The 16,266-nt window shown below is 51.4% G+C and carries 15 protein-coding genes; 8 read left to right on the plus strand and 7 right to left on the minus strand.

Translation table 11 applies throughout. The features are described from left to right. The 3 genes from ddpC to SGBXF1_RS11825 are packed head-to-tail and all read left to right on the plus strand — an operon-like array spanning position 1 to position 2,829. A complete protein-coding gene (gene ddpC, locus SGBXF1_RS11815; RefSeq protein ID WP_037415905.1) occupies positions 1 to 888 on the plus strand; it encodes a D,D-dipeptide ABC transporter permease in 888 nt (295 codons plus the stop codon). Continuing rightward, positions 888 to 1,892: an ABC transporter ATP-binding protein gene (locus SGBXF1_RS11820; protein WP_186428426.1), complete on the plus strand. Its 1,005-nt coding sequence runs from the start codon at positions 888 to 890 to the stop codon at positions 1,890 to 1,892. Before ddpC ends, SGBXF1_RS11820 begins: the two co-directional genes overlap by 1 nt. After that, complete coding sequence (locus tag SGBXF1_RS11825) at positions 1,882 to 2,829, plus strand: oligopeptide/dipeptide ABC transporter ATP-binding protein (RefSeq protein WP_037415043.1); 948 nt, start codon at positions 1,882 to 1,884, stop codon at positions 2,827 to 2,829. Before SGBXF1_RS11820 ends, SGBXF1_RS11825 begins: the two co-directional genes overlap by 11 nt. 98 nt (positions 2,830 to 2,927) lie before the next feature. Here SGBXF1_RS11825 and SGBXF1_RS11830 read toward each other — a convergent pair whose 3' ends face one another. Continuing rightward, entirely contained in the window at positions 2,928 to 3,614 is a 687-nt protein-coding gene (locus tag SGBXF1_RS11830) for an ATP-dependent Clp protease proteolytic subunit (RefSeq protein WP_051922508.1), read from the minus strand. Between the two features lie 192 nt (positions 3,615 to 3,806). After that, entirely contained in the window at positions 3,807 to 4,088 is a 282-nt protein-coding gene (locus tag SGBXF1_RS11835; RefSeq protein WP_037415046.1) for a YjcB family protein, read from the minus strand. A 295-nt stretch (positions 4,089 to 4,383) separates the two neighbouring features. On the opposite strand from SGBXF1_RS11835, the gene mrdA reads away from it, so the two are divergent. Beyond that, positions 4,384 to 6,309: a penicillin-binding protein 2 gene (gene mrdA, locus SGBXF1_RS11840; protein WP_186428427.1), complete on the plus strand. Its 1,926-nt coding sequence runs from the start codon at positions 4,384 to 4,386 to the stop codon at positions 6,307 to 6,309. A gap of 102 nt (positions 6,310 to 6,411) precedes the next feature. Further along, positions 6,412 to 8,130, plus strand: coding sequence for a penicillin-binding transpeptidase domain-containing protein (locus SGBXF1_RS11845; RefSeq protein WP_186428428.1), 1,719 nt, complete (start codon positions 6,412 to 6,414; stop codon positions 8,128 to 8,130). 35 nt (positions 8,131 to 8,165) lie between these two features. Here the strand turns inward: SGBXF1_RS11845 and SGBXF1_RS11850 are convergent, their stop codons facing one another. After that, entirely contained in the window at positions 8,166 to 9,404 is a 1,239-nt protein-coding gene (locus tag SGBXF1_RS11850; protein WP_186428429.1) for a hypothetical protein, read from the minus strand. A 455-nt stretch (positions 9,405 to 9,859) separates the two neighbouring features. Continuing rightward, positions 9,860 to 10,072, minus strand: coding sequence for an osmotically-inducible lipoprotein OsmB (gene osmB / locus SGBXF1_RS11855; protein WP_037415059.1), 213 nt, complete (start codon positions 10,070 to 10,072; stop codon positions 9,860 to 9,862). A gap of 472 nt (positions 10,073 to 10,544) precedes the next feature. On the opposite strand from osmB, the gene SGBXF1_RS11860 reads away from it, so the two are divergent. After that, the gene (locus SGBXF1_RS11860; RefSeq protein WP_037415062.1) at positions 10,545 to 10,679 is read left to right on the plus strand and encodes an AcrZ family multidrug efflux pump-associated protein; all 135 of its coding nucleotides are present in this window, start codon (positions 10,545 to 10,547) and stop codon (positions 10,677 to 10,679) included. Positions 10,680 to 10,864: 185 nt separating this feature from the next. Here the strand turns inward: SGBXF1_RS11860 and SGBXF1_RS11865 are convergent, their stop codons facing one another. Continuing rightward, entirely contained in the window at positions 10,865 to 11,755 is an 891-nt protein-coding gene (locus tag SGBXF1_RS11865; protein ID WP_037415065.1) for an alpha/beta hydrolase, read from the minus strand. A gap of 183 nt (positions 11,756 to 11,938) precedes the next feature. Here SGBXF1_RS11865 and SGBXF1_RS11870 point away from each other — a divergent pair, with 183 nt between their 5' ends. Then, the gene (locus SGBXF1_RS11870) at positions 11,939 to 13,375 is read left to right on the plus strand and encodes an MFS transporter (RefSeq protein WP_186428430.1); all 1,437 of its coding nucleotides are present in this window, start codon (positions 11,939 to 11,941) and stop codon (positions 13,373 to 13,375) included. A gap of 130 nt (positions 13,376 to 13,505) precedes the next feature. On the opposite strand, the gene SGBXF1_RS11875 is transcribed toward SGBXF1_RS11870, so the two are convergent. Then, complete coding sequence (locus SGBXF1_RS11875) at positions 13,506 to 14,522, minus strand: SDR family oxidoreductase (RefSeq protein WP_130380638.1); 1,017 nt, start codon at positions 14,520 to 14,522, stop codon at positions 13,506 to 13,508. Between the two features lie 130 nt (positions 14,523 to 14,652). Here SGBXF1_RS11875 and SGBXF1_RS11880 point away from each other — a divergent pair, with 130 nt between their 5' ends. Next, on the plus strand, positions 14,653 to 15,264 hold the full coding sequence (locus SGBXF1_RS11880; RefSeq protein ID WP_238321033.1) for a TetR/AcrR family transcriptional regulator: 612 nt from the start codon (positions 14,653 to 14,655) through the stop codon (positions 15,262 to 15,264). Here SGBXF1_RS11880 and SGBXF1_RS11885 read toward each other — a convergent pair. Continuing rightward, the gene (locus SGBXF1_RS11885; protein ID WP_037415072.1) at positions 15,218 to 16,216 is read right to left on the minus strand and encodes an AraC family transcriptional regulator; all 999 of its coding nucleotides are present in this window, start codon (positions 16,214 to 16,216) and stop codon (positions 15,218 to 15,220) included. The two genes, SGBXF1_RS11880 and SGBXF1_RS11885, sit on opposite strands and share 47 nt — an antisense overlap. Positions 16,217 to 16,266: the final 50 nt, after the last annotated feature.

Here is a 16,266-nt window from a genome sequence, read left to right on the forward strand (position 1 = left end):
ATGACTCAAATCGAACAACCGCCCGTGGCGGAAGTGCCGTTGCGTTTTGTCAGCCTGCGTCGTGCCTGGTACCGGGTACGTCGCAGTCCGCTAACGCTGTTGGGGGCGGCCATCATGATTGCTGTACTGTTTCTGATGCTGTTTTCGCCGTGGCTGGCACCGCATAACCCAGACGCTATCGATCTCACTGCACGGTTATTACCGCCTTCAGCAGAACACTGGTTTGGTACCGATGAGGTAGGCCGCGATCTGTTCAGTCGGGTGCTGGTTGGCAGTCGGCAGTCTGTGGCCGCCGGGTTGGCTGTTGTAGTGCTGGCGGGCGGTATTGGTTCATTGCTGGGCTGTTTTTCTGGTGTGATGGGGGGCACGGTAGATGCGCTAATCATGCGTTGCATGGACATCATGTTGTCAGTGCCCTCGTTGGTGCTGACCATGGCATTGGCGGCGGCGCTGGGTCCCAGTCTGTTCAACGCCATGCTGGCGATTGCCGTGGTGCGCATCCCATTCTACGTCCGGTTGGCGCGCGGGCAGACATTGACGCTTCGCCATCAGGCCTATATGCAAGCGGCACGTACCTTTGGCGCCTCACGCTGGCACCTGATCAGTTGGCACGTACTGCGTAATGTGATGCCACCGCTGGTGGTGCAGGCATCATTGGATATTGGTACCGCGATTCTGATGGCGGCCACGCTGGGCTTCATCGGCCTGGGTGCGCAGCAGCCAACCGCCGAGTGGGGCGCGATGGTGGCCAATGGCCGGAACTATGTACTCGACCAATGGTGGTATTCGGCGTTCCCCGGGACGGCGATCCTGATCACCGCCACGGGGTTCAATCTCTTCGGCGATGGTCTGCGTGACCTGCTGGATCCTAAAACCCGGGGGCGTTGATGAGTGAAGCTACCGTTTTATCTATTGATGAGTTGCAACTGGAATTCCCGGTTTACGGCGGCAGTATCAAAGCGCTTAACCGTGTGTCGCTGCAGGTGAAGGCTGGCGAAATTGTTGGCGTGGTCGGTGAGTCTGGTTCCGGCAAGTCGGTGACGGCGATGATGACGTTGCGTCTGTTGGCTGAGGACGGCTACAGCGTTACCGGCGGCTCGCTGGAAATGTTGGGCACTGACGTGCTTAACGCCAGTGAACAGCAAATGCGCCAACTGCGTGGCGCACGGGTGTCGATGATTTTTCAGGAGCCGATGAGTGCGCTGAACCCAACGCGCAAGATTGGGCGGCAAATGTGTGAAGTGATCCGCCTGCATCAGCAGTTATCTTCGCAAGTAGCACGAGACAAGGCGATCCAACTGCTGCGTGAGATGCAAATTGCCGACGCGGAACGGGTGATGGAGCGCTACCCGTTTGAGTTGTCTGGTGGTATGCGCCAGCGAGTGTTGATCGCCATGGCGTTCTCTTGCGAACCGGAACTGATCATCGCCGATGAACCGACGACCGCACTGGATGTCACGGTACAGCGGCAGGTACTGCGTTTGCTGCAACAGAAAGCGCGTGCCAGCGGCACGGCGGTGCTGTTTATCACCCATGATATGGCCGTGGTGTCGCAGCTGTGTGACCGGGTGTACGTGATGTATGCCGGCCACGTGATCGAAAGTGGTACCACGGCCAGGGTGATAGACAACCCCCATCATCCGTACTCTATCGGATTGTTGTTAGCCGCGCCGGAACGTGCCGAACCACGCAGTCTGTTACGCGCTATTCCTGGCACGGTGCCCAATCTTAGTGCGCTGCCGACCGGGTGCGCCTTCAGTAATCGCTGTAGTCATGCTGACGCTCAGTGTCTGCAAACACCGCGGTTGATGCCATTAACGTCTGAACCCACCCAGCACGTGGCCTGTTGGCATCCGCAGTCTATTGATTTGGAGGGGCGAAATGAACGTTGAAGCACTACTTGAGTTGCGCGATGTGCGTCTGCGTTTTCCTGCCAGTTATAACTGGCGTGGCAAACCGCAAGAGTATGTGCATGCACTCAATGGGCTGGATCTCAATATCATGCGTGGCGAAACGCTGGGTATCGTCGGTGAATCCGGCTGTGGCAAAAGTACCTTAGCGCAGTTGCTGATGGGATTGTTAAAACCGAGTAGCGGCGAATTGCTGCGTGCACGCAACGAGGGTTCTTGGTTTGGCAGCGGTATGCAAATGGTGTTTCAGGATCCGCAGTCATCGCTCGATCCACGCCTGCCGGTGTGGCGCATAATCACTGAGCCGGTGTACGTGCAGCAGCATAACAGTGTGGCACAGCGGCGATCACTGGCTGCGGAGTTGGCACAGCAGGTTGGCCTGCGGCCGGAGGCGATTGACCGATTGCCGCATGAGTTTTCCGGTGGGCAACGCCAGCGTATCTCCATTGCGCGAGCGCTGTCTTCGCAGCCGGATATCATCGTGCTGGATGAACCGACCTCTGCGTTGGATATTTCGGTACAGGCGCAGATCCTCAATTTGCTGGTAGAATTGCAGCGCGAACGCAATCTGACTTATGTGCTGATTTCGCACAACGTCTCGGTGATTCAGCACATGAGTGATCGTGTGGCCGTGATGTATCTGGGGCAAATCGTCGAACTGGGGCCGACCGCACAGGTACTGCGTCAACCGCAGCACCCCTACACGCGGTTGTTGTTGGATTCGGTCCCGCGAGCAGGCCGTTCGCTGAGTGACAGCGCGATTGAAGACCGCAAGGGTGAGCTGCCGGGTAATCGCCAATTACCGCCAGGCTGTTTCTTCCGCGAGCGATGTCCGTATGCCGGTGAGGGGTGTCAACTGCCGCAAAGTTTACGGATTAATCTGGGGGGATCGGCGGTACGTTGCCATAAGGTGACATGACGGCCATAGCGGTTCCATGCCATTCACAGCGCCCCCTATTAAAATCTGGGGCACTGTGAATGGATGGGTGTCAAACAGAGGCTCAACGTGAAACGCAATCAGTTATTGGTTTCTTCATTCAATATGTAATAAGACACAGGAACAGTTTCCATCTTATTAGCTTTGTCGGTCGTCATCTTTCGTGCTAATGCGGCATCGACATTAATAAGCTGGCGGCCATCTTCATTGAACAACATTTTACTTATTTCTTCGTCATTATACGTGGTGCATTGTTTATACACGTTGCGGAATAACGCATTGTAACCGTCGGAGAACTGCTTAATTTGTGCTATTTCGTTGGGCTTTAAATAGTCTTGCTTGATGTTTGACGCGGCAGCGGGGTGCAGCATAAAACTGGCGGCGGGCATGGCGAGCCTTTCTTTACCGGCACAATAGAACATAGTTGCCGCTGAACCAACAAACGCCGAGTTAATCGTGGTAATGGGTACCGGTGAGCTCTTGACTGCCTCATAAGCCATGTAGCCGCTGGACATATCACCGCCACCGCTGTTGATATACAAATACAGATGTTTTAATTCTGGGTAGGTGGCGTTAATTTCATCGATGGAGGCAATCAGTTCGGTGACACTCTTTTCCGTGACATTGCCGACATACAGAATTTTGGCGGATTCGACGTTATTGTTTTTTATATTGCTCTTTTTGACGACAGATACAGTCGCAAAAGAGGTCGTTGAAAATACCGCTGCGCAGACAAGTGTTATTATTTTAAAGGTGTTTTTATGCATTTGAATATTCCTTATTCAATTAATTCGTGCACTATTGTAAAGCGAGTTGGCGAACAGTTTTTGAATTAATTAGGTTGGTTTAGTGTTTATTTATCCCTACGAACAATACGGAAAGAATATAACATTGGCAACCGAGGCCAGTATTCACGACAGGCAAAGTGCAACGCACTCCACCTGTCTATCTATGCGGTTTCAGGGCATAGGCCAGTCGGTAGGGGTGTTGCTCACCACTTCGACATACATATCCCACGCGTTTGACCAGAAATGCACAAATCCTTCCTGGCTGAAACTGATGCCCATCAGGCCCATAACAAACCAACAGGTGGTAAATAGCCCCAGGCTACTGAACATAAATGCCATACCGTTGCGGCTGGTCTTACGGCAAACGACATTTAGCTGACTGGCCAAAAACATCATAACAGCGCTCAGTAACTCCCAGCGCATCATAATAAAACCTGTGGCTATGGTACTCATCGAACATGATCCTTGGTGAAAAAGCCGCACCCGGCGGTGCGTCGGGAAATCAGTGCGGGCAAGGGTAGGTTAGTGTGATCTGTGTCACATTGTAGCATCGCTGCAAATCATCGCTCAATCCCTGAGCGGGAGAAAAATCGGCATTTGGTAACATTCAAACATGCTGAAACATTTATGCCATTTCATTAGCAACCTTTTAATGGGGAGCGTTAGCCAATAACGCTATGCTTGCCGACTTTTCACTGCCCTGATTTATCTTGGGAAAATGTGACGTCAGACAGGTAACTCGCCACGTATGGCCCTATTAAAAGATAAAATTCGTGACCATTCCGCTGAGGAAATGTTGTTTATTCGCCGTGCTGGCGTGGCGATGGTGTTGGTTGTCGCCTGTTTTGGCGTGTTGATCGCAAACCTGTACCGCCTACAGGTTAAACAGCATGCTTTTTACCAAACACGATCCAATCAGAACGACATTAAAATGGTGCCGATTGCGCCGAGTCGCGGGCTGATATTTGACCGTAATGGTATCCCATTGGTGCGTAATATTACGCTGTACCAGATCCAGATTATCCCCAGTAAAATTGACAATATGGCTGCACTATTGCAGGCGTTGACGCCGATTGTCGATCTGACCCCCGAAGATATCACTGCTTTTCGCGATGATATGCATCACAACGGTCGCTATAAACCGGTGACGCTGAAAACGGGCCTGACAGAAACCGAAGTGGCACGTTTTGCGGTAAACCAGTATCGCTTTGACGGGGTGACCATTGATACCTATCAGCAGCGTGAATATCCCTACGGGGCCGAATTAGCCCATGTCGTGGGCTACGTCTCGAAAATCAATGACAGTGATTTAAAGCGATTGGATAAAGCTGGTTTGAGTGAGAACTATGCTGCCGACCGCAATATCGGTAAGCAGGGCATCGAGGCTTACTATGAGTCTGAACTGCATGGCACGACCGGGTATCAAGAAGTGGAAGTGGACAACCATGGCCGCGTGATTCGCCTGCTGAAGGAGCAACCGCCACAGGCCGGAAAAAATATCTATCTGACGCTGGATTTGTCTCTGCAACAGTACATCGAGTCGGTATTGAAGGGGCAGCGTGCGGCGGTGGTGGTTGAAGATCCGCGCGATGGTGGCATTTTGGCCATGGTTTCCAGCCCCAGTTACGATCCCAATCCTTTTGTGAAAGGCATCAGTTATAAAGCCTATAAAACACTGCTGACCAACCCAGATTTACCGCTTATTAACCGCGTCACGCAGGGATTGTACCCACCGGCCTCCACCGTGAAACCGTACATGGCAACGTCGGCGTTGTTTGCTGGTGTTATCACCCCCAACACCACTTTTTTTGGTGCGCCGACCTGGACACTGCCGGGCACCCAGCGCCGTTATCGTGATTGGCTCAAGAGCGGACACGGTATGTTGAATGTGACCAAGGCCATTGAGGAATCTGCCGACACCTTCTTCTATCAGGTGGCGTTTGAAATGGGTATTGACCGCATCCACAGTTGGCTAAGCCAATTTGGTTACGGACAGGCGACGGGGATCGATCTGAACGAAGAGTATCGGGGTGTGCTGCCAAGTCGTGAATGGAAACAGCGGGTGCATAAGAAGCCTTGGTACCAAGGGGACACCATATCGGTTGGGATTGGTCAGGGGTATTGGGTTGCCACGCCTATCCAGATGGTGAAAGCATTAACCACGTTGATCAATAACGGTAAGGTGAAAACGCCCCATTTACTGTATTCCATGCGGCAGGGTAATCAGGTAACGCGCTATTTGCCACCGAAGCAGGCGGCACAGGTAGGTGATGCCAAATCGCCGTATTGGGGCATCGTACGCAATGGGATGTATGGTATGGCCAACCTGCCGAACGGTACCGGCTATAAGCTTTTCCATACAGCACCGTACCAGATTGCCGCCAAGTCCGGGACTTCACAGGTATTCGGTTTGAAAGAAAATCAGACTTATAACGCCAAAATGATCCCGGTGCGGTTACGTGATCATATTTTCTATACCTTGTTTGCCCCTTATAAAAATCCACGAGTGGCAATGGCGCTGATTCTGGAAAATGGCGGGGGTGATGGTGTGGTGGCAGGGCCAACCGCGCGGGCGATTCTCGACCATATTTTTGACCCGGCTAACGCGCCGCAGCCTAACGCGGACCAGAAAGTTAAACCGGAGTTAAACGACAGCGCGGATGTGCAACAGTAAACGCGTTTGTTTTTACTTTCTTACAAACTGCAATCTTCTAAAGATTTCCGTCAGGTTAGACTGAAATAATTACATAATCCGAATAAAAACGCAGGGTTAACAGTGGCGCCATCAACAAAAAAAAGCGGTAAAAATTATTCAAGTCTTCGCTTTGGCTGGATTTGCGGCGGGATACTGGTGTGCTTTTTTCTGCTGGCGTTCAGGGTCGGTTATTTGCAACTGATGGAGCACCAGCAGTTGGCTGACCAGGCGGACCAACGATCGATCCGCACGCAAGTGGTGCCAACCAATCGGGGAATGATCACCGACCGCAATGGTGAAGCTTTGGCGGTGAGTGTGTCATCACGAGATATTGTGTTGGATCCCAAGCATATTCTGGATACCAATACCGATACCAGTAATGAGCGCTGGCAAAGTCTGGCTAACGTACTGAAAATGCCGCTGAGTGAAGTGCAGAAACTAATACAGACGAATGCTCATAAGCGCTTCGTCTACCTGGCACGTAAGGTAGAAGACGATAACGCAAACTATATCAGTAAGTTGCATTTGACCGGTGTGAGCACAGAACAGGACTTCAGTCGCTTTTACCCGATGAGTCAGGACGCTGCCGGGCTTATCGGTATTGTCGGGCAGGACAACCAGGGGTTGGAAGGCATTGAACTGGGCTTTAACCACCTGCTGCAGGGCAAAAATGGTCTGCGGGTATATCAGAAAGATGGCAGCGGAGCGGTGATTGGCGTAATCAAAAGCGTCGATCCTGTGCCGCCACCGAACGTGACACTGAGTATCGATAAATTCATCCAGTATGTGTTGTACGCACAAATTCGCGACGGTGTGGTAGCCAACCAGGCTGATTCCGGTTGTGCAGTGCTGGTGAAAGTGAACACCGGTGAAGTGTTGGGGATGGCTAGTTACCCGTCGTTCAACCCGAACAACTATGCCAATACGCCGGCAAAAGATATACGCAACGTGTGTAGCAGCGACAGTTTTGAACCGGGTTCCACGGTGAAACCGGTGGTGGTGATGGTGGGGCTGGAACATCGTCTGATTAAGCCGGATACCGTACTGGACACTACGCCTTATCGGGTCAACGGTCACTTGATCAAAGACGTGGGGCACTGGTCGAAGCTGACCATTACCGGCGTGCTGCAAAAATCCAGTGACATCGCGGTATCACATATTGCGCTGGCGTTACCCGCAACCGTATTGCCCGCTGTTTATAAGAGCTTTGGCCTGGGTATGCCGACGGATCTGGGCATTGGGAACGAAAGCAGTGGCTATTTGCCGCAACACCGCGAACGTTGGGCGGATATTGAACGTGCGACCTTCTCCTTTGGCTACGGCTTGCGCGTGACACCACTGCAGATGGCTCGTGAATACGCCACTATCGGTTCCTATGGTGTGTATCGTCCCTTGTCGATTACCCGGGTTACGCCACCCGTCATGGGGCAGCGTATTTTGCCGGAAGATACGGTAAGAACGGTGGTGCATATGATGGAAAGTGACGCTTTACCTGGTGGCAGTGGGCTCAGTGCCGCCGTGCCGGGTTACCGGTTGGCGATTAAAACCGGTACGGCAGAGAAGATGGGGGCTAACGGTAAATATGATGGGGGTTATATCAACTACACCGCGGGTGTGGCACCCGCCAGCGATCCGCAAGTAGCCTTGGTGGTCATGGTCAACAATCCGAAAGCCGGTAAGCACTTCGGCGGCTCGGTGGCGGGTCCGGTGTTTGGCAAGATTATGGCTCAGGTGTTGGAACATATGAATATCTTGCCTGACGCACAACCGCTGAACGTGGTGTCCCAGGTTAAGGGATAGCGCAATGCCCCCCGGTAGGTAGGGGGGCGGTCTGATTAGAAGTAGTAGCCGATGTTCAGGTTAGTACGGAAATACCATTTATTGCTGCCGGAGGACTGGGTGCTGGTCCAACCGGTGGCATTCTCGGCACCGCCCCACGGGTTGGCGTTTTGCGCCCAGGTCAAATCAACCCACACCATCACTGGCAGGGCAAAGACCTGCACCCCAAGGGTATTCATTTTAGAGTCAGAACCGCCGTCCTTATCTTTCCACAACACGCTGTAGTCGTTATAAAAACGCAGTTTTTTCACTGGCCCCCAGGGTACCTCGACATCACGCGCCAGGTTGATTGATGCCGTGGTGGCCTGCGCCGGAATTAAATAGGCAGGCGTCAGGCCGTTACCCCCCATTAAAATTACCGAGTTGTTTGCTCCCTCAGGCCCTTTGGCATCATAAGAATAACGGATAATTTGCGTCGACAGATGCCATGGATCGTGGTTCACCAAAGCATGCAGGCCCGTTGCCCAGAAGGTGCCATTATCCCCGGTGTCATGATTATAGAGTCGGGAAACGGCCAGCGAACCGCCGAGCTCGTTGTTCCAGTCGCCCTGATGGAATTCACGTGCCAGGCGTAGGTTTACCTGGTCGCGTTTCTCGTTAGCTTGCAAATGCTGCGAACCGTAGTTGGTATTTTTCAAATCGTCGAAATTGCCCACTTCCGGCGCATAGCGCACCCCTGCCGGCATCATGCGGGGAAAATAGGCGGCATCCAGCGCCCAGCCATTGTCATGGAATTGGTATTTGGCACCTAACCCGTTATTGACCCCGAAACCGAGATAAAATGGAATGCCATAGGACCAGCCGAACTGTGGGTAAGGCTGTAAGCCAAAGGGTTTGAAAGGTGCGCCCAGCTGCAGGTCAGAATTCCCGCTCAGGTGATAACCAACATAGGCATGGTCGATGGCGTATTTCCGGTGGTCCTGAAACCAAAAGCCGGAGTCGAAGTAAGCTTCATTATAATTGCCACTGGTATCGATACGAAAGGTATCAAAACGTAAGTGGGGTGGGTTGCGATAATTACTGCTGCCCCAGTCTTCATAACGATAATTGGCGCGCAATGCGCCACCGATATCAATGTTTTTATTATTATCCTCACTCTGCCAATGCAGATGTGGGAATGCCGAACTACTCTTCTTTTCCTCAGGCTTTGTGACGGGTTTCTCACTGACTGGCGTGAGGGTGCTTGCGTAACTCATTGGTGAGATTAGTAAAAATGCGATAATGGTTTTGCGCATAACGTTCCCCTGATGCTATCTGGTGTTTAAAAAGGCGAGAGTATTCCGCCATGAAATAATGGAGTTGCTCGTTTTGTTTTATATGTGAGACAAGTTTTAGTTAAGTATTTATTATTTTTATTCGACAAAGTTTCAAATGTGAAACTTTGTTTCAAATTTCTTGTGAAAACTATAATCCTGACGTTCTGTAAGTCAAGAAATAAAAATAACCGGGCTGGGGAAGCGGTAACATCGGTTGTGAAGACGTTGTAAATCGAGGGCGAGTGTTAGCAGGGCTGGGGTGATATTATAAATGAGATTTATGGTTCCGGCTTTATTTTGTGGGAAAATAAGAACCGCTGACATTATTAATGTGTTAATCAGAAATGATAAAAATAATAGATTAGAAAAACTTTCAGGTCGGTTATTTATCTTTAGCCCATAACCGACCCGAAATTTTATTTTTCTTGCAGGGATCAGCGACTGGTCTGGTGACCAATGATGCCGCCCAAGGCCGCACCACCCAGGGTTCCCAGTGTACTGCCATCAGTCAAGACTGCACCACCCAGTGCGCCGACGCCAGCGCCGATAGCGGTGTTGCGATCGCGGTGAGACATATTCCCACAGGCAGTCACGGAAAGCGTTGCCATGATAACAACCATTACGCCTGCGGCACGTTTAAGGTTCATAAGAGTTTCCTGGTAAATTGCCTAATTAACAGACAAAGAAAGTACTGATTAATCGGCCAGTAAAAGTTGAGATGAATGTATTCTTCCGGAAGAAAATAGAATAGGTAAATATTCTTAATTTTGAGAAAGCGCTTTTATTTAGCCACTGCTAAGTGCGTGCTTGGTGATTAAAACATCAGCGCCCCCTTCAGTGGGATGGGCTGGGAGGTCATTCAAATCCGTTAAAAATCCGAAGGCTCGTCATTATTATGACTTTTCAGAGCGTCGGGTGGAGAGGCCGTAGGGGCGGATCAAAAGCCCTGGAGAGAGCATTTTTTTGCATTGCGGTAATGCAACTGTGTAAGTTACATTAGCGACGTAAGGTTGTGATCTCCATCACAGATTGAAATCAAGCAAAAATAACCTTAAGAAATTCCAGGGAAATACCCCTTTCTGGAAGGGTATTCCTCTGCTTCAAAACCAGGAGAAAACGATGTTAGAAATGATTGAGAGTTTGGCAACCGTGGTGATCCTGGTGCCGGTAATGATAGCCGTGTTGCTCGGCTCGATTTATGGCTTGGGTGAGTTGTGCAATATTTTCTCTGCCATTGGCAGAAAAAAAGACTGAATTTAATGCTCTGGGGGCGCAATGCCCCCCGATGCAGGTTTAACGCAACGTCGTCACAAAGTCGTATGTTTTTTGATACAACGGCCTATCAAATGTCGGTTATAGCCTAGCCGGTTTTCTTGCTTTTCCCTGACTTATCAACCAGGCAGTGGATGATACGTACTCATGGAATAAATTTCCCTGCATTACGCCGTATTCCTCCCATGGGTAGATGACAGAATCATCGCCATCACGTTTTTGAACATGCTGCTATCAGGATTCGCCAGTGCGTTTACCAGCGTAAAATGATTGCTATGTCTGTCTTCCAGTAGCCTGACGTTGAGGCCTTTTTCTAGGCAGGCGTTGTAATAGGCCAACGTTTGGTTTTTAAACCCTTGTGTTTCATGGGCTCCGACGTCGAGCAGAATCTGCGGTGCATTCGCATTATCCGGCAGCATAAACAGTGGGCTGAGTGTTGCTGCTTGCTCAGGCATGAGACGCATCCAGTCGTTGACGTAGATATCACATAATGGGCGAATGTCGTACAGACCGCTCAACGCCAGTGCACCCTTGATCACATTGACCGGGACCCGGTAAAGATGCTGCCAGTCATCGGCGATCAACATGCCACTAAGATGGCCGCCAGCCGAACTGCCGCTGACAAAAATTCGCTCGGGATCGATGCCATATTGGCTGGCATGGTGATAAAGCCAGCTAATTGCGCTGCGTACCTCACGGACGATCTCAGCGAGTGTGGCTTCCGGTTGTAAGGTGTATTCCACTGTAGCGACCGCCACGCCATGGTGCGTGAAACTGGCAGCCATTGAACAGGCTTCTTCTTTACGTTGGGAATGCCAATAGCCGCCGTGAATAAAGACCAATAGTGGCGAAGGCTGGTTGGCTGCCGGGAACAAATCCAGCCGCTCTGCGGCACCCATTCCGTAATGAATGTCATAGATCCCCGGCGTTTGCGCTTTGGCCTCTGTGGCCAGCGCTGAGTATTGCGCCATACAGGCGTCAAAATCGTCAACCGAGGCACGGGCGTTGTATTGCACGGCGCGTTCAGCAAGGTCATTAAACATCAGGTCGATTTTCATCATGCCTCCTTGAGCAGGTTCTCCCATCATCTGCCTGAAGAGGTTTTGGTGCTTGCGCCTTAATGCGGGTCTATTTAGACAATGGCATGGCGTTCTATGCACTAATAAACTGCATGTGCTGCGTCTTCCGCCATGCTCTGTGCTGGAATAGGCTACTGAAAGATTCTTTCAGGAGACAACGCGATGAAGCGCAATGTTCACTATGCTACCGGCAATACAAACTCAAGCGGGATCCTCATCAGCCTTTCCCTGTCGATGCTGGTTTCATCGCTGGGTGCCAGCATTGCCAATGTGGGGTTACCCACGCTGGCACAGGCATTCAATACCTCTTTCCAGGCAGTTCAGTGGGTAGTTATTGTCTACCTGTTGGCCATCACTACATCCATTATCGCCATCGGTCGCCTGGGGGACCGGATGGGGCGGCGTCGTTTGTTGTTGTTGGGAATTGCACTTTTTACCTTGGCGTCTGGGCTATGTGCCGTTGCACCGGGTATTTGGCTGCTGTTGGTGTCGCGCATTGTGCAAGGCGTGGGAGCAGCAGTCATGATGGCGATGACTATGGCGTTGGTGGGAGAGACAATCGATAAAGAAAACACCGGTCGTGCCATGGGACTGCTTGGCAGTATGTCGGCGATCGGCACGGCACTGGGTCCGTCTCTCGGCGGTGCGTTGCTTTTTGCTTTTGGTTGGCGGGCGATGTTCCTGGTTAATATCCCAATGGGGTTGCTGGCGTTTATTCTGGCCTATCGCTACCTGCCGAGGGGACATCAGCCGTCACAAAAAGATCGCGGCAGATTTGATTTGCCTGGCACCTTGCTGCTCGGGATGACGCTGGCCTGCTATGCGCTATCTATGACGCTGGGGCGTGGTGATTTCGGTGCCATTAATTTGGCATTGCTGCTGTGTGCTGCGTTGGGGATCGGGTTATTTGTGCGGTTGGAAAACGTCACGGCATCTCCCCTAATACAACTGGCGCTGTTCCGGCAACCGGGGTTGGGTATTGGGTTGGCAATGAGTGCACTGGTGATGACAGTGATGATGACAACGCTGGTCGTAGGACCATTTTATCTGACGCGTGGGTTGGGATTGACGGTGGGGCAGGCCGGATTGGCAATGTCTGCCGGGCCGACCGTGGCGGCTTTGCTCGGCGTACCGGCTGGCCGATGGGTAGACCGTTTGGGTGTGTACAGAGTCACTGCTGCGGGTCTGGCGATCATGGCCGCAGGGGCGGGCGTGATGTCGATGATGTCGGTAAAGCAGGGCATCTTGGGTTATCTGGTACCACTTTGTTTGATCACCTTGGGATACGCGTTATTTCAGGTCGCCAACAATACGGCACTGATGAAGCATGCTGCTCCTGAGCAACGCGGTGTGATTTCCAGCATGATTAATCTCTCACGCAATCTTGGGTTGATCACCGGTGCTTCCGCCATGGGGGCATTGTTCATGCTGGCGGCGAACACCAGTGACATTAAACTGGCAACAGCGGATGCCGTGTCAAATGGCATGCGTGTGACATTCCTGGCGGCCGGCGTGTTAGCTGTTATCGCGCTGGTGATGACCCTCTGGACCCAAACAGCCAGTAAGCAGGGGGGCGATTACAGCAGATCACCTCGGTAGGCGATATGAATTTTGTTGCCATCAGCGTCGCGGCTCAATGAGTGATAAAAAGCGAGAGGCGACGAAAACAGCCTGACGTTATCAGGCTTTCTGTAATTTCGTGCTAATGGATGTGGTTCCAGCGCAGTCTTTACCTCTCGTTATTGCGCAGCCACGCCACTGTATCTTTAAGCGTTTGCTCCACCGGACGGAATGTCAGCCCCAGCTCCCGTTCACTTTTGGTGTGATTGAAATGCGAGCGATTAGCCTCTTTTACCATCAGACGCACTGTTGCCATACTGAGCAATACCGGTTTTCCGCTGAGACGGGCATAGGCCTCCTGGAGCGTTGCCACTAAGTACAGTAACGGCAGTGGCAGTGTGCGCGTTGGTGTTTTGACACCGGCAATGTTCCCCAACAGCGGTACCAGTTCGTGCATGCTCATATGGCGTCCGGCAGCCAAATAGCGCTCCCCGCATTTGCCCCGTTCTGATGCCAGGATCATGGCCAGAGCCACATCCCGTGCGTCAACCACGGAAAAGCTACCCGAGACTAATCCCGGTAATTTGCCATGTATTACGTCATTCGCCAATTGACCGGAAGAGGTGGGACCAAGATCGCCTGGTCCCCACATCCAGCCTGGCAAGATCAGGCAGCCGTTCATCTCTGGATACTGTTGCAGGAACTTTAACACCACGTCATCTGCCAGTATTTTACTGCGGTAGTAATCATCCGCATCTTCGGGGCGTCGCAAGCAGGTTTCATCGATCGGCATGCCGGGTTCGCCGTTGAGCACCGCGATAGAGGATGTATGCACAAAACGGCGGATGCCCGCGTGGTACGCCTGTTCAAGAAGTTGCGCGGTGCCATCGACGTTGATCGCTTTCAGTTGCGCCCAGTGACTACCGCCCTTGTAGTTATCACGGAAATACGCCGCGGTATGGAATAACACGTCACACCCTGGCAGGTGTTCGGCGAAGGCGGTTACGTCGGTCATATTGCCCGCAATCAATTCGATACTGTCTGTCGTTCCAAACTGTTGGCGACCTTTTTCAATCGAACGTACCAACGCTTTGACGTGATATCCCTGAGAAACCAGCTCACGTACCAGGTTGTTGCCGAGCAATCCGGTCGCGCCGGTGACAAACGCCGTTTTTATTTTCATCATGATTAAAATCTTACGTGGCTTTCAAATTTCAAGTGATATTTAAATCTAGAGCTAGAGCTTTAAAATATCAAGTGATATCTTGAATGCTTATAAGACAGCGTTAATCAACGTAGATTTGATACCTATGAGAATGATAAAAAAACGATTATCTCGCGAAGAGAGCCAGCAACAGACTCGGGAACGATTGATTGAAACCGCACGCCAATTGTTCACTGTCAGGGGATATGGTGGCACCTCTATTCGAGATATCGCCAGCCAGGCAGGTTATTCACAAGGGGCTTTCTATTCCAACTTTGCTTCCAAGGAGGATTTGCTGTTGCAGCTTTTACAGCGGCATATGGAGTCAGAAGCAGAGCAACTTACCCACCTGACCCAAAGTAATACTGGCAGCGCGGAGCAGGTGTTAGACGCGTTGGCGACCTGGTCGGCCACGTTAAACCGGGAAGTGGACTGGTGCATGCTGTCGATAGAACTGCAACTCCATGCTCAACGCAGTCCGTCCTTTGCCGTTGAATATCAAACCATCTGGGATGCCCACCAGGAAAGAATTGGCACGGTGATAAACTCCCTGTTTCAACAGCTAGGCAAGGTACCGCCAGCAGAACCCAATGAGTTGGCTGCTGCTTTTATGGCGATGGCACATGGGTTGGCGTTGCAACGCACGCACGCGCAAGCCGATCCCTCCGGCCGCTTGATTATGCTGTTTCTGCGCAGTCTGCTGACGGCGCCACCAGCAGACTGATCACGTTTTTATCCAACGGCAGACAGCGAAAATCGGTCATGATTTGCTGCTCTCCTGCTGCACTGATCGCCGTAACATAGCGTTTTCTGAATTCTGTGGGCGTCATACGGCAATATTTATTGAAGGCGAAAATGAGCTGTTTGTGGCCACTGAAACCGCAGCTGTAGCTGATCTCGGTAATCGGGATATTGGTGTCTTTTAACAACAGTTTGGCTTTGTTTATCCTGATCATGGTCAGATATTCTTTAAAGTTGTAACCGCTGATCTTTTTGAACGTTCGTGAAAAATGGTGGTAACTGACACCGGCATTCTCAGCAATAGTTGCCAGATTGAGCTCATCGTCAAAATGTTGGTTGATAAACGCGATGCCATATTTGACCAGCTGTTGATCTTTCTTTCTGACGGTAAGTTGTTGCCGTACAGACATTGTTTCCCCCGCAGACAGCAGTGCGCCAAGTAGTTGATAGACCAAGGCAATACGGGTAAATGACGGTTGTGAACCGATCACATGCTCCAGCAGAGCGATGACACTATGCTTAACCTTCAAGTCTGTCTCGCGTTCTTTCTGGGTTGCCAACAGCGCATAGTCCATGATGGGGGCTGGGTGTGTTTCATCGAACAAGTTGGGGGAGAATTGAATCGTCAGTAATTGACTATTGGGTTTGTGTGCTTCTAACGAATGAATTTCGTCCGGGTTGATATAAAGCAGGCTGCCTGCGGCGGCAACCGAGGTGGCATGTCCCAGGGTGACAGAGAACTCGCCCGACAGAATGCAGATCAGCTCGGGAGCTGAGTGCCAGTGGGGTTCGCAATAGTAAACTTCGGCAGCGAACACATTCAGTTTTTCTGCGTCAAACGAGATCAACTCATAGCCGCTCCCTTCATGGATCGCCGTAGATGCTTGCCGATGCGATTTTAGCCTTGGCTGTTGCGTGACAGAAAATGGAAACATCAGCTCGGTTCTCCATGGGGTAAAGTAGGGCGCGTTATGTTGCGCCCGTT

Source organism: Serratia grimesii (genome assembly GCF_900186025.1).
Classification (GTDB): domain Bacteria; phylum Pseudomonadota; class Gammaproteobacteria; order Enterobacterales; family Enterobacteriaceae; genus Serratia; species Serratia grimesii.

Coding starts and splice junctions, on each gene's coding strand:
- ddpC (WP_037415905.1), top strand. CDS start 1: ATGACTCAAATCGAACAACCGCCCGTGGCGGAAGTGCCGTTGCGTTTT.
- SGBXF1_RS11820 (WP_186428426.1), top strand. CDS start 888: ATGAGTGAAGCTACCGTTTTATCTATTGATGAGTTGCAACTGGAATTC.
- SGBXF1_RS11825 (WP_037415043.1), top strand. CDS start 1,882: ATGAACGTTGAAGCACTACTTGAGTTGCGCGATGTGCGTCTGCGTTTT.
- SGBXF1_RS11830 (WP_051922508.1), bottom strand. CDS start 3,614: ATGCATAAAAACACCTTTAAAATAATAACACTTGTCTGCGCAGCGGTA.
- SGBXF1_RS11835 (WP_037415046.1), bottom strand. CDS start 4,088: ATGAGTACCATAGCCACAGGTTTTATTATGATGCGCTGGGAGTTACTG.
- mrdA (WP_186428427.1), top strand. CDS start 4,384: ATGGCCCTATTAAAAGATAAAATTCGTGACCATTCCGCTGAGGAAATG.
- SGBXF1_RS11850 (WP_186428429.1), bottom strand. CDS start 9,404: ATGCGCAAAACCATTATCGCATTTTTACTAATCTCACCAATGAGTTAC.
- osmB (WP_037415059.1), bottom strand. CDS start 10,072: ATGAACCTTAAACGTGCCGCAGGCGTAATGGTTGTTATCATGGCAACG.
- SGBXF1_RS11860 (WP_037415062.1), top strand. CDS start 10,545: ATGTTAGAAATGATTGAGAGTTTGGCAACCGTGGTGATCCTGGTGCCG.
- SGBXF1_RS11865 (WP_037415065.1), bottom strand. CDS start 11,755: ATGAAAATCGACCTGATGTTTAATGACCTTGCTGAACGCGCCGTGCAA.
- SGBXF1_RS11870 (WP_186428430.1), top strand. CDS start 11,939: ATGAAGCGCAATGTTCACTATGCTACCGGCAATACAAACTCAAGCGGG.
- SGBXF1_RS11875 (WP_130380638.1), bottom strand. CDS start 14,522: ATGATGAAAATAAAAACGGCGTTTGTCACCGGCGCGACCGGATTGCTC.
- SGBXF1_RS11880 (WP_238321033.1), top strand. CDS start 14,653: ATGATAAAAAAACGATTATCTCGCGAAGAGAGCCAGCAACAGACTCGG.
- SGBXF1_RS11885 (WP_037415072.1), bottom strand. CDS start 16,216: ATGTTTCCATTTTCTGTCACGCAACAGCCAAGGCTAAAATCGCATCGG.